Here is a 21,106-nt window from a genome sequence, read left to right on the forward strand (position 1 = left end):
CATTTATATGTTTTTTATTTCTTCTCTCTATTTTTAAAGGATACACCATGAAAATTGTCATTGCCCCTGATTCATTTAAAGAAAGTTTAACTGCCCAAGAAGTTGCACAAGCCATTGAAATCGGCTGGAAAAGAATCGTTCCTGAAGCAGAATTTGTCCAAGTTCCTATGGCAGATGGTGGCGAGGGAACCATGCAATCTCTGATTGATGCCACAGGTGGCAAATTGGTGGACGTGGAGGTGACGGCACCGCTTGGTAATCGTATTACTGCGCAATTTGGTTTATCGGGCGATGGAGAACTGGCGATTATTGAAATGGCGGCAGCATCAGGTTTGCATTTGGTGCAGCCTGAAAAACGTAATCCTTTAATTACAACCACATACGGTACAGGCGAATTGATTCAGGCTGCCTTATCACATGGTGCCAAACGCTTTATTTTGGGTATTGGTGGCAGTGCGACCAATGATGGTGGCGTGGGTATGTTGCAAGCCTTAGGCGCAAAATTTTTGGATGCAAATGGCAACGACATCGGCTTTGGTGGCGCGGAATTAGCCAAAATCGCAAAAGTGGATTACAGCGGATTGGATGCGCGTTTGCAACAGGTATCATTTGAAATCGCTTGTGATGTGAACAATCCTTTGTGTGGTGAACATGGTGCATCGGCAACTTTTGGTCCGCAAAAAGGGGCAACGCCTGAAATGGTGGCGCAATTAGACCAAGCCTTGCAAAATTTTGCCGATTGCGTGAAAAAAGATTTGGGCAAAGAAATCGCGCAACACGCGGGTGCGGGTGCAGCGGGTGGCATGGGCGCAGGTTTACTGACTTTGCCACAAGCCAAATTAAATGCTGGCGTGCAAATTGTGATTGATAGCGTGGATTTGGCAACGCATATTCGTGATGCGGATTTGGTAATTACGGGCGAAGGGCGTATGGACGGACAAAGTATTCGCGGTAAAACGCCTGTTGGTGTGGCGCGTGTTGCCAAACAATTTGGTAAACCTGTGATTGCGATTGTGGGTTGTTTGCGTGAAGATTATGAAGTGGTATATGAACACGGTATTGATGCGGTTTTCCCAAGTATTTGTCATTTGGGTACATTGGCAGAAACGCTGGCAGCTGCACACAATAATTTGGTTTCAACTGCGCAAAATGTAGCGCGTTTATATCATCGTAAATTTTAAACTTGTTTTCTAATTATTAAGGCAGCCTGAAAAATCGTTTTCAGGCTGCCTTTTGATTATGATTTCAGGGAAAAATAAAAAATATAGTTGTTTCAAATTATAGTGGATTCAATTTAAACCAGTACAGCGGTGCCAGCTCCCTTATGTACTAGGTGTACACGGCGGTCGCTGTCGCCTTGTCCTGATTTAAATTGAATCCACTATAATTTCAAACGACTATATATTCTGAAATCATTGTGTACAAAAATTGCATAAACGAACGTTATCATCAAGCAATATAAGCAATTTTTTATTCAGGCAGCCTGAAAACATTTTATAATCTTTTCTGAAACTTTCTCCCTCTCTATTTATCCATATCAAGGAAAACCAACATGAATACACAAACACACACACCATCAACTTGGGCGAGTAAATTCCGCGCCATAGGACCAGGTCTGATGATGGCAACGGCGGCGGTGGGCGGTTCGCACATCATCATGTCTACGCAAGCGGGCGCGTTGTACGGTTGGCAGCTTGCACTGATTATTATTTTGGCGAATTTGCTCAAATATCCTTTTTTTCGCTTTGGTCCACAATACACGCTAGAAACGGGCAAGAGCTTAATTCAAGGCTATGCCGAAAAAAGCCCTGTTTATTTGTGTGTCTTTTTGTTACTGAATTTGTTTGCAACCGTGATTAACACGGCGGCGGTGGCAATGGTTTGCGCGGCAATTTTGAATTTCGTGCTGCCTGTGAAGTTTGACATCAATGTTTTGGCGGGAATGGTCTTGGGTTCATCGGTGCTGATGTTGCTGGTGGGCCCATACCGTTTATTAGATAGAATGTCTAAAATCATCATGATTAGTTTGACATTTGCCACGGTGGTGGCGGTGGCGATTGCCGCCTCACGCGGTTCGGTTGCGCCGAGTGATTACATTTCGCCATCGGCTTGGGATTTGGCGGCATTGGGGTTTATCGTGTCGCTGATGGGTTGGATGCCTGCGCCGATTGAAATTTCTGCGATTAACTCCTTGTGGGTGGCTGCGAAAAAACAACTCAACCCAGTCAGCTATGAAGACGGCATTTTTGACTTCAATGTGGGTTATGTGGTTACCGCAATTTTAGCATTGGTGTTTTTGTCATTGGGTGCGTTGGTACAACACGGCTCGGGCGTGGAAGTGAAAATGGCGGGCGCAGCATACATCGGGCAACTGATTGATATGTATGCTAAAACAATCGGCGAATGGTCGCGTTGGTTGGTGGCATTTATTGCGTTTGCGTGCATGTATGGCACAACTTTGACGGTGGTGGACGGTTATTCGCGCAGTAATATGGAGGCTATGCGTTTGCTGACCAAGCAAAAGAAAAGTAATAACCGCATTTTGGCTGTGTGGATTGTGCTTGCGGCGATTAGTGGCATGGGCGTGATTATTTTCTTCAAAGGTGCGGTATTAAAAATGATGGCGTTTGCGACTGTTGCGTCATTTGTGAGTGCTCCGATTTTTGCTTGGTTAAATTTGTCGCTGATTCGCAAAGGCAGTACTCGACCTTTATCGGCTGGTTTGCTGTATTTGTCGTTTGTGGGTTTAATCTTTTTGACGGGCTTTACGCTGCTGTTTTTGGCGGATAAATTTGGTCTATTGAAATAAACCAAATAAGTTTTCAGGCAGCCTGAATAGGTTTCACAAAAATTTCAGCCTGTAAACCAAAAACAACATCAGGGTATGGTTTTTAAAACCATACCCTGAAAATTTCAAAAATTAATCAAACCATTCCGCATAAAAATCATTTTCGCTCAAAGGGTAAATAAATCCCAACTGTCTAGCGCGATGTGCTTTAACGCCACGCGTGTAGAGTAGTTTCCAATTTTTTTCAGGTTTCCAACAATAAACCTGTTTTTGAACGTGTTGGCGATGGCTATTTTTACGACTTTGCCAACGCCGCCAAGCACGATTGCGTGTTTGATTGGGAAAAATTAAAGTATCCATTTGTGTTCTTTCAGAAAAATCAATTATCGTGGGTTCAGCAGCCGCGATATTGGGTATTTTCAGATTTATCATTCACGTTTGGATAAATTGTTTTGCATTTGAATTTGTAAGCTTATGAATGTCAATGGAAATAATCTTCAGGCAGCCTGAAAAGCTATAGTGAATTCAATTTAAACCAGTACAGCGTTGCCAGCTCTCTTATGTACTATGTGTACACGGCGGTCGCTGTCGCCTTGTCCTGATTTAAATTGAATCCACTATATAAAATCGTTTGCCGTGTTCCAAGTGATTTTGTTTCATTGTTTTTGTGGATTGAAACAAATTTTTGTAGGTTTATTTAAGAATTTAATATGCTTTAAATTTTCGGAAACATTTGTTTAAAAATAAAAAATGTCGGATTTGAGAATCTGATCTACTACTGAATAATATGACCGCAATCTTTCAGGCTACCTTTGCTATAATTGTACTCACTTAATTTTATTGAAAATAAAACCATGAAACCCGACCTAAACCAAATTCTCTGTAAAGACCGCCATTTTCTGAGAACCGCTTTCAGGCAGCCTGAAAAATTCGGTGGCATAGAAAAAGTACAACAAAAATACGCCAAATCCCACGAAATCTACCAAAAACGCCGCCAAAATCTGCCAACGCCCACTTTTGATGACAGCCTCCCTGTCCACGCCAAACGCGATGAAATTCGCGCTGCCATCGCCGCCAACCAAGTTGTGATTATTTGTGGCGAAACAGGTTCGGGCAAAACCACGCAAATTCCCAAAATCTGCTTGGAATTGGGGCGCGGCGCGGCGGGTTTGATTGGACATACCCAACCACGCCGTTTGGCGGCGCGTTCGGTGGCAGAACGGATTGCGGAAGAATTGGGCAGCCCCATCGGTCAAGCGGTCGGCTACAAAGTGCGCTTCAACGACCAAATTTCACGCGATTCATCAATAAAATTGATGACAGACGGCATTTTGCTTGCCGAAACACAAACCGACCGTTTTTTAACCGCCTATGACACCATTATTATTGACGAAGCGCATGAACGCAGACTGAATATTGATTTTCTATTAGGCTATTTAAAACAATTACTTCCCTCTCGTCCCGACTTAAAAATCATCATCACGTCCGCTACAATTGACGCGGATAGATTTTCGCAACATTTCAACAACGCACCCGTGATTGAAGTAAGTGGGCGCACTTTCCCCGTAGAAATTTTGTATCGCCCCATCAATACTTTAGATGAAGACGAAGCGGAAATTGAAATCGCAGACGCAATTGTGGACGCGGCAGACGAATTGGCGCGTTTGGGCGAAGGCGATATTCTCGTTTTTTTGGCGGGCGAACGCGAAATCCGTGAAGCGGCAGAAGCCTTACGTAAATCGCCATTACGCAAAAATGACGACATTTTGCCGCTTTTTGCGCGATTATCGGCGCAAGAACAGCACAAAATCTTCCACCCAACGGGTTCGCAACGGCGCATTATTTTGGCGACCAATGTGGCGGAAACTTCGCTGACCGTGCCGCGCATTAAATATGTGATAGACACGGGTTTGGCGCGCGTCAAGCGTTATTCCGCAAGGGCAAAAGTGGAACAGTTGCACGTGGAGAAAATTTCGCAAGCGGCTGCGCGGCAGCGTTCGGGGCGATGTGGGCGCGTGGCGGCTGGCGTGGCAGTGCGTTTGTATGAAGAAAGTGATTTTAATCAAAGACCTGCGTTTACCGACCCTGAAATCATTCGCAGCAATTTGGCGGCGGTGATTTTGCGGTTAATGGCATTGGGTTTTGGTAATATTGAAGAATTTCCGCTGTTGGATATGCCTGACCCACGCTATATCAATGACGGTTATCAGGTTTTATTGGAATTGGGCGCGATTGCGGAAGTTTGATTTTTCAGGCTGCCTGAAAATGAACAAAACTGCCTGAAAGCCAAACAAAATAAACTTTCAGGCAGCCTACAATTAAAATTAACGCACAAATTCAACAGGAAAATCAGCAATGCGTTCCAAGAAAAAATAGTAATATTTGCCATTTTCTGCAACGGGTGGGAAACCTGTGGGCGATTTGCCATTCATCACTCCCATGAGCGTGTTGTCGTCCACTTTGCGAAAATGGTCAAAAATTGGTGCACCATCGTAAACCATTGTGGCAGAAACTTTGCCACGAAATTCAATCATCCACAGCGAGCATTCGCCGTTCATCAGTTGATTGGCGTACAACTTGCCGTCTTCGTTGTAGCACACGAGCGGCGAGCCGTCTAATTGGCTGCGAAACCATTTGCCGAACCATTTTTGTTTTTTTAATTCGGGCGTACCCCAATGCCCTGTATCAAAGTCGCCACCTTGCCATTTGGACAAAATTTCCTCCACACCCACAGGCGGCAGTTTGTCAAAAAAATTCATTAACACGGTTTCGTCTTCAAAACGGTTTTGGGCTTTTAATTGGTCAAATTCTTGCTTTAAATTCATGATATTACTCGCTATGTGTTGTTTAAAAAGATGAGTGTAGTTTACCCAGCTTTCAGGCAGCCTGAAACAGGCAAATTGCGCCAAACCGTCTGACAAAGCAGACATATTCAGATATAGTGTATGAATAGATTTGTAAAAATTGGAGCAAATACCATGAACACGCCACAAGACCCACGCGCCGAACGTACTTTGGCGGCGATTGAAACCGCGTTTGTAGATTTAATGCAAATGCATGATTTTGAAGACATTACCGCGCAAGCGATTATTCAACGCGCCAACATCAATCGCAATACATTTTATAAATACTATGATGGTAAACAAGGACTTGCTAACAAATTGGCAGGTAATCTGAAACGCGAATACGAACAAATGATTGCCGTGTATTTCAGCGATGATTTCCAGAAGTTGATTCACAACATCAGTCCGATGATGTTTGCCAAACGCCGCCTGATTTTGACATTGTGGCGGATTAACACGCGCAAATTACACGTTTACACTGATATGGAAAACTTGATTAAACAAGGATTTATAAAATATGCCCAAATGCAACAAACCGGGCGCGATTGGGATTTTGCTGCCGAAATGTTCGCTAAATTGCTGCTTAATAGTGCGCGTTATTTTTGGGAACGCGACCAGCAAATTCCGATTAAACAAGTCTTTGCTGATTGGGACGCGATGTTGAATATCGCAAAACGTTGATTTTCAGGCTGCCTGAAAAAAGCTGACACAATATTTAACTGTAGGTCGGGCATTGATGCCCGACGCATTTCCAATGTTTTGATTATTTTGTTTTTGTCGGGCATAAATGCCCGACCTACATATGATGAACAATCATACAAACAATGCCGTCTGAAAAACCTTTCAGGCAGCCTGAAAAAAAGCTAACACAATATTTAACCGTAGGTCGGGTATTGATGCCCGACGCATTTCCAACATTTCACTATTTTGTTTTTTCGGGCATGAATGCCCGACCTACATATGATGAACAATCATACAAACAATGCCGTCTGAAAACCTTTCAGGCAGCCTGAAAAAAGCTGACACAATATTTAACCGTAGGTCGGGCATTGATGCCCGACATATTTCCAGTATTTCAATATTTTGTCGGGCATAAATGCCCGACCTACAATAATGGAGTAACCATGCAATATCGCCGATTTTACCGACAAGGCGCGTTGTATTTTTTCACGGTTGTCACTTATCAACGCCGCCCGATATTGACTAATCCTGATGTAATGCCTATCTTAAAAGCAGCATTTAAAACGGTACAACAAAAATATCCGTTTAAAATTATTGCATTGGTTGTGCTGCCTGACCACTTGCATACCATTTGGCAACTGCCTGAAAATGATGCGAATTTTTCAATTCGCTGGAATCAAATCAAACGCTATGTTAGCCATCATTGCAAGCATTATGATAATTTGAACAAAACCGCCAGCGAAATCAAAAAACGTCAAAGCAGCTTTTGGCAACAGCGTTTTTGGGAACATTGCATACGCGATGACGAAGATTTTGCCAATTGCATGGATTATATTCATTACAACCCTGTGAAACATGGCTATGTGCAAGCTGCCAAAGATTGGCGGTTCTCCACATTTCATAAATATGTGGCACAAGATGTTTATCCTGAGGATTGGGGTGGCGTTATTCAAGATTTTGATTACGAATAATTGTGTCGGGCATGAATGCCCGACCTACCGATGCCGTCTGAAAAATACCAATACAACATTTAACCGTAGGTCGGTCATTTATGCCCGACACATTTTAAACATTTACTATTTGTCGGGCATCAATGCCCGACCTACAATATTATGAACAATCAACAAACTATACCGTCTGAAACCCTTTCAGGCAGCCTGAAAACCAAAAAACCGCGTTACCAATTAACCAATCTCGGCAAACAAATGGCAAAACTGCCCATTGACCCGAAAATCAGCCGCATGCTGATTGCCGCGCAACAACATGATTGCGTAGCGGAAATGCTGATTATCGCGTCCGCCTTGTCCATTCAAGACCCACGCGAACGTCCGCTTGAATTGCGCGAAGCGGCAGCGAAAGCCCACGAGCGTTTTGCCGACAAACAATCAGATTTTTTGGCGTATGTGAATATTTGGGACAGTTTCCAGCGCGAGCGCGATAAGGGTTTGACCAATAAGCAATTAATCCAATGGTGCCATCAATATTTTTTGTCGCATTTGCGGATTCGGGAGTGGCGCGAATTGCACAAGCAATTGGCAGAAATTGCGGTGGAAATGGGTTTGGTGGCGAAAGAACACGCGTTCAGGCAGCCTGAAAATTTGTCCGTGTTTGAAAAAGCGCAAATTGATGAAAATGCGGACATTGCCGCGCAAGCCAAGCAAAAACAAATCCACAAAAAAAATCATCGCGCCCAAATTCAAGCGAAAAAACAAAGCACTTACGAGCAAATTCATCGTGCTTTGCTGACGGGTTTGGTGGCGAATGTCGGCATGAAATCACCCGAAGGACACGATTATACGGGGGCGCGTGGGGCGCATTTTCATTTGTTTCCCACATCTGCGCTGTTCAAAAGCAAGCCCAAATGGGTGATGGCGGCAGAATTAACCGAAACATCAAAACTTTACGCGCGAGACGTGGCGGCAATTGACCCTGAATGGATAGAGCAGGAAGCGCGGCATTTGGTGCGTTATCATTATTTTGAGCCGCATTGGGAGCGCAAACGTGGCGAAGTGGTCGCCAGCGAGCGCGTAACCCTTTATGGTTTAACGGTTTTGCCGCGCCGCCCGATTGCGTATGGCAAGGTTGCGCCAGCCGAAGCGCGTGAGTTGTTTATTCGTGGCGCGTTGGTGGCGCAGGATTGTGATTTGCAGGCTGTCTTTTTTACGCACAATAAAAAATTAATCAAAGAAATTATTGATTTAGAAAACAAATCGCGTAAACAAGATGTGTTGGTTGATGAAGAAGTGTTGTTTGATTTTTATGATAAAAGGCTGCCTGAAAATTATGTGCCGTCTGAAAAATCATCGCGCCAATCTCTGAATCATCAACCAATGAAACACGTAGGTCGGGCATTGATGCCCGACACGCCAGCTCTTTTGATAGAACAAAAAACCAGTGAGTTAGATACGTCAGCGTTTTTGGCTTATTTTGCTAAACATCTTTATGATGAAGAAAATCGGCATTTGTTAGATAAACCAATATCAAAAAATATTCCTGAATATTTTTACATTTGTGCTTATTTAATTGATTTTGAAACAGAATTGTCAATGTCTGGTTTAGAAGGATTACTTTGCAATAGCACCGCCCATCATTTTAAAGATGTACATAATGCCCTTAAAATAATCAATAATCATCAAGGTGTTGAGTGTATTCAATCCATTATTGATGTATTAGCGCAAAATAATACTTCTCCTGAAACATTTGGCAATGAACAACGTGAACTTTTTGAATTATCTGAAAGTTTACGCAAGTATTCACAACAATTATCCGATGAGATTTTTCCAACTGTTTGGGCTGATTTAGAAAAATATTTGTTGATTCAAAGAAAACAAACCACTCAGTCGGGCATGAATGCCCGACCTACGATGCCGTCTGAAAAATCCGCCAAACTTTCAGGCAGCCTGCAATCTGTCCCCTCCCCCGTCCCCAACGGGGGAGGGTTAGGGTGGGGGCAAAACGGCGCGGATAAAACAAATGCCGTTGCAGCCGAAAACACCACCCCCACCCCATCCCTTCCACGCCAGTCGGGGGAGGGGGTAGGCCGTGGCAAATCAACGCGTTCAGATAAAAATATGCCGTCTGAAAACCACAAACAAGAACAAGTAGGTCGGGCATTGATGCCCGACAATGCGAGCAACCAGTCGGGCATCAATGCCCGACCTACATTGCCCAAACCGCTTGCCGATTTACGCACTTTTGAAGCGTGGCTGAAAACCAGCGACCCCAAGTCTTTGTTTTTAAGCAAAGAAGATTTAATGCAACACGCCGCCGCGCACATCACGGAAGAGCAGTTCCCGAAATTTTGGCAAAACGCAGACGGCAAATTCAAATTGTCCTACCGTTTTGAGCCACATCATCCTTTGGACGGCGTAACGCTGACCGTGCCGCTGACCGTGTTAAACCGCATCAATCCGCACGAATTGGAATGGCTGGTGCAAGGCATGTTGCGCGAAAAACTCGCTTTGTTAATCAAAGCCTTGCCGAAACAAATCCGCCGCGTGTGTGTGCCTGTGCCTGATTTTGTAACGCAATTTTTGTTGAGCGAACCCGACCAAAGCGCACCGATTTTGCCACAACTCGCCCATGCGATTGCCAAACACGCGGGCGATATGCGTTTGTTGGAACAGATTAATTTGGACGAATGGGCGGCTTTCAGGCTGCCTGAACATTGTTATTTTAATTTGCGCGTGGTGGACGATGGCGGTCAGGAACTCGCCAGCAGTCGCGATTTAATTCATTTACAACAACAACTTGGACAAGTAGCAGCCGTTACCTTCCGCGACAACACGCAGGAATTTGAGCGCGACAACATTAGCGATTGGACAATCGGCACGCTGCCTGAAAGCATTAAATTTGCGCGTGGCAAACAGCAACTGACGGGTTACTTGGCACTACAAACGCAAAAAGACGGCACGGTGTCTTTGCGCCTGTTTGACACGGCATTGGCGGCGGAACAGGCGCACCGTAAAGGCGTGATTAAATTGATTCAAATGCAATTAAAAGACCACATGAAAGATTTGAACAAGGGCATTCAGGGCTACACGCAGGCGGCGATGTTGCTGAAACACATTGCGCCCGATGTGTTGAAAGACGATTTGACCGCCGCGATTTGCGACCGCGCATTTATCGGCGAAGACGAATTGCCACGCAATGAAAAAGCCTTTAAAGAACAAATTAAAAGGGCGAAAAGCAGGCTGCCTGCGGTCAAAGAAGCGGTCAGCCGTTATTTGGGCGAGATTACAGCCGCCTACACCGAATTGAACGCCAAATTGGGCAAACATCCACTTACGCCTTTGTTGCGTGAACGACTGAATGTGTTGCTGGGCGCGGGTTTTGCCAGCCGCACGCCGTGGGCGCAATGGGCGCGTTTGCCTGTGTATTTGCGGGCGATGAGTTTGCGGGTGGACAAATACAGCGCAAATCCTGCGCGTGATATGGCGCGAGAAGCCGATATTCAGGAACTGGAAACGATGTGGGCGGAGAAAGTGGCTGGTTTGCAAAGGCAGAATTTGGCGGTTTCAGGCAGCCTGAAAGATTTTGGGTGGGATTTGGAGGAATTGCGGGTTTCGTTGTTTGCGCAGGAGTTGAAGACGCCGAAGCCTATTTCTATCAAGCGGTTAATGAAAGAATGGGAAAATTTAGGAAAATAATTTTCAGGCAATCTGAAAATAAATAGGAGATTATAATGAACGAAAATTTATGGGAAGATTGGTTTAAAGAATTACCAATTGAAGATTTTCCCGAACGAGAGCAAGGATTTCAGGAAGAACGTGAAGCATTGTTTGATGAATAGATTAGCCATCTTAAAGCGTTTCAGGCAGCCTGCATTAAATTAACAAGGAATTTTTATGAAAATTAAAATATTAGAAATTAAAAACTGGCGTTCTATCAAAGAATTAAAAATTACAGCACAAGATTTGATGATTATTATTGGACAAAATAATCATGGCAAATCAAATCTGTTATCTGCAATTTTATTCTTTTTTGGAGAAATAAAACCCCAAGATTTGGATTTCTCGCAAGGTTCAAGCGAATTATTTGTAGAAATTGAATTTGAAAATCTTGATGTGCAAGATTTGAGTACTTTTGGTAAATATGTAACCAATAATCAAACAGTAAAAGTTAGAAAAACTGCATATTTTGGCGGTAGCTTTGATTATCGTGGCTGGATTGAAATATGTGAACAAGACTTTTTAAAAGAAGCTAACGCTAGTAATTATACAAAGCGCGAGACTGCTGAAAGTTTGCCTTTTGCTCAATATTTACCACCGTCAGGTAAAATTACTAAACAAAATATTATTGATGCACAACAAGCCTATATTCAAAATAATGCCGACCAAATTCAATGGAATTATGAGTTAGAAACAACAAATTTTATGGGTTTGAAATCGGTTGCCAAAGGAATTTTTGGCGAAGTTTACTTTTTGCCTGCAATTAAAAATGCTAGTGATGATTTTTCTTCAAAAGAAACAAGTATTTTTGGTAAATTATTAGGAGAGGTAATTAATGAAATGTCTCAAAATAATTCTGATTGGAATGGTACAAAAGAATTAGTTGCTGAATTATTTGCTAAATTTAATAAATATATTGATGGACAGGAGAATACTAGTAGACCACAGCAGCTAATTCAATTTGAAAATGAATTATCAGCAGAATTAAATTCATGGGGAGCAAATTTTGACATTCATATCAGCCCGCCTGATATTGATGCTATATTTAAAGCAAATACATCAGTATGGATAAATGATGGCGCACGCACAGATATTGCAAGAAAAGGACATGGTTTACAACGAGCTGTAACCATTGCTTTAATTCAATTAATTGCGAACCGTCAATTACAAGAAACACAAAATAATGAAATAACCAATAGAAGTGTATCTAAATCTCGCTATTTTATTTTTGAAGAACCTGAATTATATCTACACCCACAAGCACAACGTGCATTATTTAAAATGTTCACTGATTTATCTAATAATAATCAAGTGGTTTTGTGTACTCATTCTAATAATTTAATTGATTTAGAGAAATATAAATCAATTTATATTGTAAAAAAAGAAAGTGAAGAAATAGGTAGTAAAGTTATTCAATGTACAGAAGAATTATTTGATGGTGGAGAAAAGAAAAAATGGGATTTAATTTCTTGGATAAATCCTGATAGAAGTGAGCTATTTTTTGCAACAAAAGTAATCTTGGTTGAAGGAGCAACAGAAAAAGCTATTATTCCTGCATTAGCAAATAAACTTCAATGCTTCAAATATGATTACACTGTAATTGATTGTGGTTCAAAAAATAATCTTCCAGCATATATTCGATTGCTAAATAAATTTTCTATCCCATATGTTGCCGTGTATGATAGAGACCACCAAACTAGAAAGAATCAACAGGCACGAGAACTGGCTGATAGTGATTCTAGAAAAATTGAAGAACTAATTGATACCAATTTTGGAAAAAGTATTGTATTTATTAATGATATTGAAGAAGAGCTTGGTTTTGAGGCTGGCACAACTGGTAAACCATTTGCGGCATTACAAAAAATTGACGAAGAAGCCTTTTCTTTATCAAGTCAATTAGCTGAAAAAATTAAACAAATTTATCAATAAAAATTATGTCTAAATTTTTCAGGTTGTCTGAAAGGAATCATAAAAATGCCCGAACTCCCAGAAGTAGAAACCACCCTACGCGGCATTGCCCCACACATACGCGGCAAAAAAATCGCCCAAACCCTTGTGCGCCAAGCCAAATTACGCTGGCAAATTCCTGCCGATTTGGCGGAAACTTTGCACAAACAAACGGTACGCGAATAGGCTGGGTTTAAGGCAGCCTGAAAAATTTTCAGGCTGCCTCCCTCAATCAAAACTTCAATTTCCTCAATTCCTCCTGCAAAGCAGGTTTACGCGGAAATTTCGCTTTAACTGTTTCCAGCAATTTCATTAAATCTTTTTGAAAAACAGGAAATTGCCTGCCCACATTTTGCATATTCGCAACCCAATCTTGATAGCCAGCTCGCGAACCAGCATGTTCAATTTCCCAACGCAATATCTGCACAAATTGTGGCAACAACACCAAAACTTGATTTTCGGTCAAACTCGGTGCAAATTCCAGCAATTCCGATAAAGATTTGCTTTGTTTCAACATTTCCAATAATTCAGGCTGCCTGCATTCTTCTCGTAAAAAGCACAAATAATTGTGGCGCGATAATTTTTTCATTTTGGGCGCAATTTTATGGCATTCACGTTCCCAATTTTCGGGTGTAATCGTCTGTTTCCATTCACGATACAGCGACATCAATTCATCATCAAACAGCATGGTGGCAAACATCATTTCATACAAAAGTTGCGATTTTTCTTGAATTTTCCCTTGCTTATCATAAGCTTGAACCAATTTCCTTTGCAAATCCGCCACAATGCCACGTTTTTGTTTTTCTTCTGCCAAAACAATGCCTTGCTTAATCAATGCTTCCATTAAAGGATAATTGCCTTCCTTTTCCGCATTTTCTATCGCCATATCCCGAAATGCAGGAAAATTCATACTTTTTTCAAAAAAATCATCGGCTTCATTAGCATTCAATGTTTTCAGCAGTTTCCATTTTTCCAAAGTATATTTTTCATAATAATAAGTGCTACCATTTTGATATTTCTGAATTTGTGTATTCAAAAAATCCAACCATTCATCATATTTCTCCTGATTTGCCCACATGATTGTGCGATAATCATAGCAATCTGAATAAATATAATCCATATAATCTATATAGTATGGATTGACCAAAATGTTATCCAAATGCGCGGCGATTTGCATTTGTAGATTTTCAGGCAGCCTGCGATTACTCACCACTTTGCCTAAAAAATACGATAAATTGTCTACACAATCTTGAATGTCTTCATCAACATAGTCGTTTTTTGCGATGCAATTATCCGCTTCCGCCCACAATGCCAAAACGCCTTGCGCCAAAATTTCATCGCTTTGCTTATCCAATTCATTCAACCACTTATTGCAAGCATGCTCATTAACTTCAATGCAATCAACGTATTTATTATACGAAAAAAAGGTTTTGGCTTTTTTAGCGAAATTTTCGGGTGCATTGGGTTTGCCCAGTTGCAGCAAATTCAGAATTTGCTCACAATTTTCATGGCTTTGTTGGGCGAGTTTGAGCAGCAATTCGCGCAATTTTTCCGTGTCCAATTTGGCTAATTCGGTTTTGATTTCTTTAATTTGTGATTTCATATCAATGATTTGTTCTGTATTTTCTTGAATGGCATACCACAAAGCAGCCTGATGTTTGCACACATCGCCCCAATCGTAGGGGCAATCGCATGTGCCATTTTTCCAGTCGCCTTGCGCGTTCAGTTGGATTTCACAATTGTAGTTTTCTGAACCGTGTACGCTGGCTGAAAAATGGTTTTCATTGATTTTAATGATGTTTTTGACTTTATTTTGCTGAAAATAGGCGTAACCGCGTTGTGCGATTTCAGCAGGGATATTTTTTGGGGATTTCATGGCTGTGTTTTAAAATAAAACAAGATAATGCAATCATATCATCAATTTGTGTTCAGGCTGCCTGAATATGAAGTCAATCTGTTAAAATTTCGTTTCCTTTATTTTTTGTGGAAAAATCATCATGCCCGAACTCCCAGAAGTAGAAACCACCCTACGCGGCATTGCCCCACACATCAAGGGCAAAAAAATCGACCAAACCCTTGTGCGCCAAGCTAAGTTGCGCTGGCAAATTCCGGCCGAGCTGGCGGAAATTTTGCATGGGCAAACGGTGCGCGAATGCACACGCCGCGCCAAATATTTGTTGATTCAGTTTGATACAGGCGTGTTGATTGTGCATTTGGGTATGTCAGGTAGCCTGCGGATTTGGCGCGACAATGCGCCCGAGCCGTCCAAACACGACCATGTGGATTTGGTGTTTGATGACGGCACGGTGCTGCGCTACCACGACCCGCGCCGTTTTGGGGCGATTTTGTGGCTCGCTGGCGTGGCGGAACACCATGATTTACTGAAAAATCTGGGCGTTGAGCCTTTGTCGGACGATTTCACGCCCGAATATTTGTTGGCAAAATTGCAAGGCAAAAGCCGCGCCATCAAACTGATGATTATGGACAACGCGATTGTGGTTGGCGTGGGTAATATTTACGCGAATGAAAGCCTGTTTCAGGCTGCTTTGTTGCCTAATCGCCCAGCCAAATCATTGAATTTACAAGATTGTGCCAACTTGGTCGCCGCCATCAAACAAATCCTGCAACGCGCCATTGACACAGGCGGCAGTACCCTGCGCGATTTCGTGGACAGCGAAGGCAAAAGCGGCTATTTTCAACAAGAATACAAGGTTTACGGTCGCGCAGGTTCAGGCTGCCTGAAATGCGGCGGCTTGATTGAAAAATCGGTTTTGGGGCAACGTGGCACGTTTTATTGCCCGAATTGTCAAAAATAGATGGGATTATTTGAAACCAATTTGGCAGAAAAGATTCGAGCAAGATAATCTATTTTAAAGGATTTTTTAATATTATTTTTGTAAAAACAATAGATTATTGTAGCTATCTTTTAACTTTATAAGATTGTTTATCTTTATTTTTCTTAAAACAATTATTATTTACTTTATCTTTAGAGTAGAGTTATAATACTAGGGTTGGTGGTAATTCGTTTGCGGTTGGATTTGATGCTAAATTCTCCAAAATTTAATACTCATCAATGGGTGATATTGGTGAGTATTTTTGACACAGAGATTTGGTAATTTTAACCCCAAAACAACTGCGAAATGAATTGTCAGCAGCTCCTAGTAATATGAAATTTTCTACAACTAGAATTTAAGGAGAAATATTGATGAATATGCAAAAACTTTTGATTTCGTTATTCGTAATTTCTGCATTAAATGCATGTGGTCAAAATCATCAAGATAATGTAGCAACTATTCAAACTCAAGAGCAATCTGCAACAGAAATGCTTTCTACTGAATCTAAATTATGGCAGTCTACTGATAGTAAAATAACTTTCCTCATTGGGAAGGTAACACCAAAATTAAAAAGTATCACCGAACCTGCATATTTTGCTAAATCATCAGCTCAATTAGATAAAGATGGGCAATTTAGCATGAGTATTGATTTACAAAGTGTTAATACGGATATTGAAATTCGTAATCAACGTTTGAAAGATTGGTTTTTTGAAACCAGTAAGTTTCCAACTGCAACTGTAAAAGGAAAATTGGATTCTGTTGCCATTAATCAAATGAAAATAGGTGATAGATATTTTATTATTAGACCAAGCTTTGGTATTAAATTTACATGGGCAGGATATTGATATTATTGCGCCTTTACTCATCAGTCGTACTTCTAAAAATAAAATTATTGTAAATACACGCCATCCTGTTATTCTAGATGTAAGACAAATGAATATGCTTAATGAAGTTTCAAAGTTAGTTGAAGGTATGGGTTTGTCATCTATTTGGGAACAAGTACCTATTTTTTTCTATGGTGAATTTACTACAAAATAAGTATATTATGAACATGAAAAAAAGTGCTTTATCTATATTAAGTTGCTGTATCAGTTTACTTTTATTAAATGCCTGTACTGAAAAAGTTGAAACTGGTATTTCTGCGAAAACAGATGTCCAACCAACAGTCGGTCAAACATTAAAAAATAATTTCCCAGTTTATACTGTGGCAGTAGATCCTGCTTATCCCCCTTATAGTTTTTGGACAGATAAGGGAAGTATGCAAGGTTTGGATATTGAGATTTTAAATAAAATTGCTGAATTAGAGGGATTTTTAATTAATTATCGTTCTTATCCACGTAATCAAATTATCAATACTTCGAAGATTGATACGATAGATATCGTTGCATCAGGTATGAATGAAGCAGAGACTAAAATACATGATATTCAATTCAGTCAACCATATTACGAATCTCAAAATTGTGTAATTGAGTTACGATATGAAAGTTCTGATACATGGATAAACAAACGCATTGCTGTACTTAAAGATGATGTGCATTCGCAGAAACAACTGATTGAGCAAGGTATTAAACCAGAACAATTTATTTCTGCTGGTTCATACTATTTAGTATTATCTGCATTGATGAAAAATGAAGCTGACTCTGCTGTAGGGAACTGTGTTACATTGAGTTATCATGCTAATGGAGATATGTTAGAAAAATATCCTTTTTCTATTCAATATATTGATGATGAAAATAAAATTAACAAGATTTCTTTTGTTGTTGGTAAAGACAAAACTGAAATTTTAGATAAGATCAATTCAGGTTTATCCAAATTAAAGCAGAATGGGGAATTGCAGGAGTTGATTGATAAATGGATTAAATCTCCACGTTCTGAATAATATAGTGGATTCACTAAATCAGGACAAGGCGATAGCGACCGCTGTGTACAGCTAGTACATAAGGGAGCTGACAACGCTGTACTGGTTTAAATTGAATTCACTATAAACACATGGATACTTGCATTTGACCTTGAAGCATAAAATTTATTCGGATTCAAAAATTTGATTTACAGGGATTCGTTATAATCTGAAACATTTCCCAATCTCCCAAAAAGTCCTCTAGATTCTTTCTAACAAAGAATTTAGAGGACTTTTCTATGCGCATCTTGCTACCAACTATAGTCAATTCAAAATAAAATAGTACAATACCCTATTTTCTAGGATTTAAAAAATGGCACATTCAACTGAACTGCGAAATAAAGCATTAAATTATTATGAACAATGCAAAAATATCAGTAAAGTTTCCCAAGCTTACCAAATATCCAGAAATACACTCTACCTATGGATACGCTTAAAAGAGCAAACAGGCAGCTTAAATCATCAAGTAAAGGGACAAAATGCCAATAAATTAAACAGTCAAAAATTGGCTGAATATGTGCAACAACACCCTGATGCTTATTTATATGAAATAGCTGAACATTTTCATTGTTCAAAATCAGCCATTTTTTATGCACTCAAAAGAATGGGTATCACGCGTAAAAAAAGACCACCACATACAAAGAACAAGACCTAAATAAAGTAAAGCATTATTTAAATCAACTGGCTGAATTTTTTGATTATCAGCATGTTTATTTGGATGAAACAGGATTTGATACTTACTTGTTTCGTCCTTATGCGCGTAGTCCAAAGGGACAGGTCATCAAAGCCCAAATCAGTGGTAAAAAGTACCAACGTTTATCGCTTGTTGCCGCACAAATCGGCAATAAACTGATTGCACCAATGATTTATCAAAACACAATGACCAGTGCTTTTTTTGAAACATGGTTTGAGCAATGTTACCTGTAGAAATAAGAAATCTGTCATTATTTTAGATAATGCACGATTTCATCGTATGGGTATTTTGCGTGAAATGGCGCACAAATGGGGGCATAAAATTTTGCCGCTTGCGCCTTATTCACCAGAGCTTAATCCCATAGAACAAACATGGGCAAACATTAAGAGATATATGCGAACCATGTTACCTTGTGGAAGGCATTTTACTGATACGTTAGTGTCCTATTCTTATTTTAACTGACTATATAATTTATAATCAGTTAAAATATAGTGGATTCAATTTGAATTAGGACAAGGCGACAGCGACCGCCGTGTACACACATAGTACATAAGGTGTAGAAATAAACCGAGTTGTTTACACAACAGGTTGAGAAAAATAAGCTTGTAACACTTCAAATGGCGTATCGCCATTTAAGGAACTGTGCGGCTTTACAGTATTATAAAAATTCACAAAACGACATAATTCCTTTTGCCGATGCAATGGATCAGTAAACTCTGTTTTCTCATACCACATCTGCATAATCGTTCGTATTACGCGTTCCGCTTTGCCATTGGTTTGTGGACGTGCTGGGCGAGTGAATTTTTGATTGATATTGTTTTCAAAACACGCCACACCAAACGCATGATTTGCCGCACCTTTGTATTCACTACCATTATCTGAATAAATGCAGTCAATTTGGTATGGGCAAGGCTCTATGACTTGTTCAGTTAGAAATTTAGCCGCACTTGTAGCAGTTTTATCAGGCAAAATGGCAGCATACAACTCACGAGAAAAATCATCAATAGCAACAAACAGATACTCATGTTTATCCGTTGCTTTTTGTCCTTTAAGTAAAGGTAAGCGTTTGGTATCTACATGTACCATTTCGCCAGGATAAGATTTATTGTATCGTTGTGCTTGCTTTTTGAGTTTCTCTTGAATTTCTCGTTCTACTTTGGCTAATCGTTTCATACCGTATTTTGCTTGTTTGAAACGATTGTTGGTGCTGTTTTGCGGTTTAAGTAGGCGAAGACGAGCGGCTTTCAGTACACGATAAATGGTTTGGCGACTAACCATAAAACGGCGAGCCAGTGAAGTAACGCTTTCTTTGTTTTGCGTATAAGCTAGCCAAATGGCTTGACGATGGTGTGGGGTAAGGCGAGTGTTCTTATGGATATTCATGGCAGTATTGTCTTTCAATACTGTAAACAACGCTAGTAATTTCTACACTTTACTTTATTTGGGTCTTGTTCTTTGTATGTGGTGGTCTTTTTTTACGTGTGATACCCATTCTTTTGAGTGCATAAAAAATGGCTGATTTTGAACAATTAAAAAGTTCAGCTATTTCATGTAAATAAGCATCAGGGTGTTGTTGCACATATTCAGCCAATTTTTGACTGTTTAATTTATTTGCATTTTGTCCCTTTACTTGATGATTTAAGCTGCCTGTTTGCTCTTTTAAGCGTATCCATAGGTAGAGCGTATTTCTGGATATTTGGTAAGCTTGGGCAACTTTACTGATATAGGTGTAGAATTAAATAAACGGTACACACAGGAGAACAGTTATGGCTTATTCACAAGATTATCGCCAAATGATTTTAGAAAAATTAAATTCGGGTTACAGCTACCGTGAATTGGCAGCGGAATATGGCATCAGTCGCAGTACCATTCAACTATGGAAAAAATGCATTGAACGTAAACCCTACCCCAAAAGAACCAATAAAATCAATGATGAATTATTGCGAAAAGACGTAGAACAATTTCCTGATGATTTTCAAAGAGAACGCGCTGTTCGCTTTAACTGTTCACAAAGAGCCATTGGTGTGGCACTTAAACGGCTAAAAATCACTCAAAAAAAAGATTCTTAAACACCCCAAAGCTCAACCCGAAACAATTGAACAATTTCTCTCATTAAAACAACAGTATGAGCAAGAGAAACGTCCTATTGTTTATATTGATGAAAGTGGTTTTAAAAACCAAACTTATCGTCCTTATGCCTATGCGCCAAGAGGACAAGTTTGTCATGGCAATCACAACTGGCAAATCAAAAACACAACCAATGCCATTGGCGCACTGTACCAAAATCAATTGATTGCAGTGGGTTTGTATGAATTCAGCATCAATTCAGATGTGTTTTATTCATGGGTTCAAAACGTTTTACTGCCACAATTACCGCCCAACAGTGTTTTGGTAATGGATAATGCGACTTTTCACAAACGTCAGGACATTCAAGAGCTTATTGTTTTATAAGGGCATGTGATTTTATGGTTACCGCCATACTGTCCTGATTTGAATTTAATTGAGCACACTTGGGCTTGGATTAAACATTTACGTCAAGATTGGTTATTGGATTGCATTCACTCTTTGTTTTTTTATTTTACTTGGTTGTGTACCGAATTTTAATTTCTTTATCTATATCATTATTTTTGTTGAAAACCCCAAAGTATAGTGGATTCAATTTAAACCAGTACAGCGTTTGCCAGCTCCCTTATGTACTCAGTGTACACGGCGGTCGCTGTCGCCTTGTCCTGATTTAAATTGAATCCACTAT

16 protein-coding genes and 4 pseudogenes are annotated in these 21,106 nt (G+C 40.3%); 15 read left to right on the forward strand and 5 right to left on the reverse strand.

Features of this window, described 5'->3' with window-relative positions:
- Window positions 1-47 precede the first annotated feature (47 nt).
- Window positions 48-1,181, forward strand: coding sequence for a glycerate kinase (locus MIS45_RS04060; protein ID WP_249451095.1), 1,134 nt, complete (start codon window positions 48-50; stop codon window positions 1,179-1,181).
- A gap of 371 nt (window positions 1,182-1,552) precedes the next feature.
- The gene (locus tag MIS45_RS04065) at window positions 1,553-2,809 is read left to right on the forward strand and encodes an NRAMP family divalent metal transporter (RefSeq protein WP_249451096.1); all 1,257 of its coding nucleotides are present in this window, start codon (window positions 1,553-1,555) and stop codon (window positions 2,807-2,809) included.
- 111 nt (window positions 2,810-2,920) lie between these two features.
- Here the strand turns inward: MIS45_RS04065 and MIS45_RS04070 are convergent, their stop codons facing one another.
- Entirely contained in the window at window positions 2,921-3,148 is a 228-nt protein-coding gene (locus MIS45_RS04070) for a hypothetical protein (protein ID WP_249443365.1), read from the reverse strand.
- Window positions 3,149-3,642: 494 nt separating this feature from the next.
- Between MIS45_RS04070 and hrpA the strand changes: the two genes are divergently transcribed.
- The gene (hrpA, locus tag MIS45_RS04075) at window positions 3,643-5,034 is read left to right on the forward strand and encodes an ATP-dependent RNA helicase HrpA (RefSeq protein WP_249451097.1); all 1,392 of its coding nucleotides are present in this window, start codon (window positions 3,643-3,645) and stop codon (window positions 5,032-5,034) included.
- Window positions 5,035-5,112: 78 nt separating this feature from the next.
- Here the strand turns inward: hrpA and MIS45_RS04080 are convergent, their stop codons facing one another.
- A complete protein-coding gene (locus tag MIS45_RS04080; RefSeq protein WP_249443367.1) occupies window positions 5,113-5,718 on the reverse strand; it encodes a DUF4334 domain-containing protein in 606 nt (201 codons plus the stop codon).
- 48 nt (window positions 5,719-5,766) lie between these two features.
- On the opposite strand from MIS45_RS04080, the gene MIS45_RS04085 reads away from it, so the two are divergent.
- The 6 genes and pseudogenes from MIS45_RS04085 to MIS45_RS04110 form a co-directional block, all read left to right on the forward strand.
- Window positions 5,767-6,312, forward strand: coding sequence for a TetR family transcriptional regulator (locus MIS45_RS04085; protein WP_249451098.1), 546 nt, complete (start codon window positions 5,767-5,769; stop codon window positions 6,310-6,312).
- Window positions 6,313-6,455: 143 nt separating this feature from the next.
- On the forward strand, window positions 6,456-6,644 hold the full coding sequence (locus MIS45_RS04090) for a hypothetical protein (RefSeq protein ID WP_249451099.1): 189 nt from the start codon (window positions 6,456-6,458) through the stop codon (window positions 6,642-6,644).
- Window positions 6,645-6,755: 111 nt separating this feature from the next.
- Window positions 6,756-7,283, forward strand: coding sequence for an REP-associated tyrosine transposase (locus tag MIS45_RS04095; protein ID WP_249451333.1), 528 nt, complete (start codon window positions 6,756-6,758; stop codon window positions 7,281-7,283).
- A 141-nt stretch (window positions 7,284-7,424) separates the two neighbouring features.
- Window positions 7,425-10,961 carry a DUF3418 domain-containing protein gene (locus MIS45_RS04100; protein ID WP_430472155.1) on the forward strand — a complete coding sequence of 1,179 codons (3,537 nt, stop codon included), beginning with the start codon at window positions 7,425-7,427 and terminating at the stop codon, window positions 10,959-10,961.
- Window positions 10,962-11,159: 198 nt separating this feature from the next.
- On the forward strand, window positions 11,160-12,911 hold the full coding sequence (locus MIS45_RS04105) for an ATP-dependent nuclease (protein WP_249451100.1): 1,752 nt from the start codon (window positions 11,160-11,162) through the stop codon (window positions 12,909-12,911).
- Window positions 12,912-12,956: 45 nt separating this feature from the next.
- Window positions 12,957-13,106, forward strand: a pseudogene (locus MIS45_RS04110) (DNA-formamidopyrimidine glycosylase family protein); the annotation flags it as partial.
- A 55-nt stretch (window positions 13,107-13,161) separates the two neighbouring features.
- Here the strand turns inward: MIS45_RS04110 and MIS45_RS04115 are convergent.
- Window positions 13,162-14,805 (reverse strand): SWIM zinc finger family protein, encoded by a 1,644-nt coding sequence (locus MIS45_RS04115; protein WP_249451101.1) that lies wholly within the window; start codon window positions 14,803-14,805, stop codon window positions 13,162-13,164.
- Window positions 14,806-14,926: 121 nt separating this feature from the next.
- Here MIS45_RS04115 and mutM point away from each other — a divergent pair, with 121 nt between their 5' ends.
- The 4 genes and pseudogenes from mutM to MIS45_RS04135 all read left to right on the forward strand — a co-directional run bounded on the left by mutM (window position 14,927) and on the right by MIS45_RS04135 (window position 18,816).
- Window positions 14,927-15,745: a bifunctional DNA-formamidopyrimidine glycosylase/DNA-(apurinic or apyrimidinic site) lyase gene (gene mutM / locus MIS45_RS04120; protein WP_249451102.1), complete on the forward strand. Its 819-nt coding sequence runs from the start codon at window positions 14,927-14,929 to the stop codon at window positions 15,743-15,745.
- A gap of 389 nt (window positions 15,746-16,134) precedes the next feature.
- On the forward strand, window positions 16,135-16,608 hold the full coding sequence (locus tag MIS45_RS04125) for a YceI family protein (protein ID WP_249451103.1): 474 nt from the start codon (window positions 16,135-16,137) through the stop codon (window positions 16,606-16,608).
- Between the two features lie 206 nt (window positions 16,609-16,814).
- Window positions 16,815-17,642, forward strand: coding sequence for a substrate-binding periplasmic protein (locus MIS45_RS04130; protein ID WP_249451104.1), 828 nt, complete (start codon window positions 16,815-16,817; stop codon window positions 17,640-17,642).
- Between the two features lie 331 nt (window positions 17,643-17,973).
- Window positions 17,974-18,816 (forward strand): annotated as a pseudogene (locus tag MIS45_RS04135) (IS630 family transposase).
- A gap of 114 nt (window positions 18,817-18,930) precedes the next feature.
- On the opposite strand, the gene MIS45_RS04140 reads toward MIS45_RS04135, so the two are convergent.
- Entirely contained in the window at window positions 18,931-19,737 is an 807-nt protein-coding gene (locus tag MIS45_RS04140; RefSeq protein WP_249451105.1) for an integrase core domain-containing protein, read from the reverse strand.
- A 47-nt stretch (window positions 19,738-19,784) separates the two neighbouring features.
- Window positions 19,785-20,077 (reverse strand): annotated as a pseudogene (locus MIS45_RS04145) (IS630 transposase-related protein); the annotation flags it as partial.
- A gap of 43 nt (window positions 20,078-20,120) precedes the next feature.
- Here MIS45_RS04145 and MIS45_RS04150 point away from each other — a divergent pair.
- The gene (locus tag MIS45_RS04150; RefSeq protein ID WP_249441922.1) at window positions 20,121-20,423 is read left to right on the forward strand and encodes an IS630 transposase-related protein; all 303 of its coding nucleotides are present in this window, start codon (window positions 20,121-20,123) and stop codon (window positions 20,421-20,423) included.
- A gap of 85 nt (window positions 20,424-20,508) precedes the next feature.
- Window positions 20,509-20,958, forward strand: a pseudogene (locus MIS45_RS04155) (transposase).
- Window positions 20,959-21,106 lie beyond the last annotated feature (148 nt).

The sequence above is a fragment of the Wielerella bovis genome (assembly GCF_022354465.1).
In the GTDB taxonomy this organism is placed as follows: domain Bacteria; phylum Pseudomonadota; class Gammaproteobacteria; order Burkholderiales; family Neisseriaceae; genus Wielerella; species Wielerella bovis.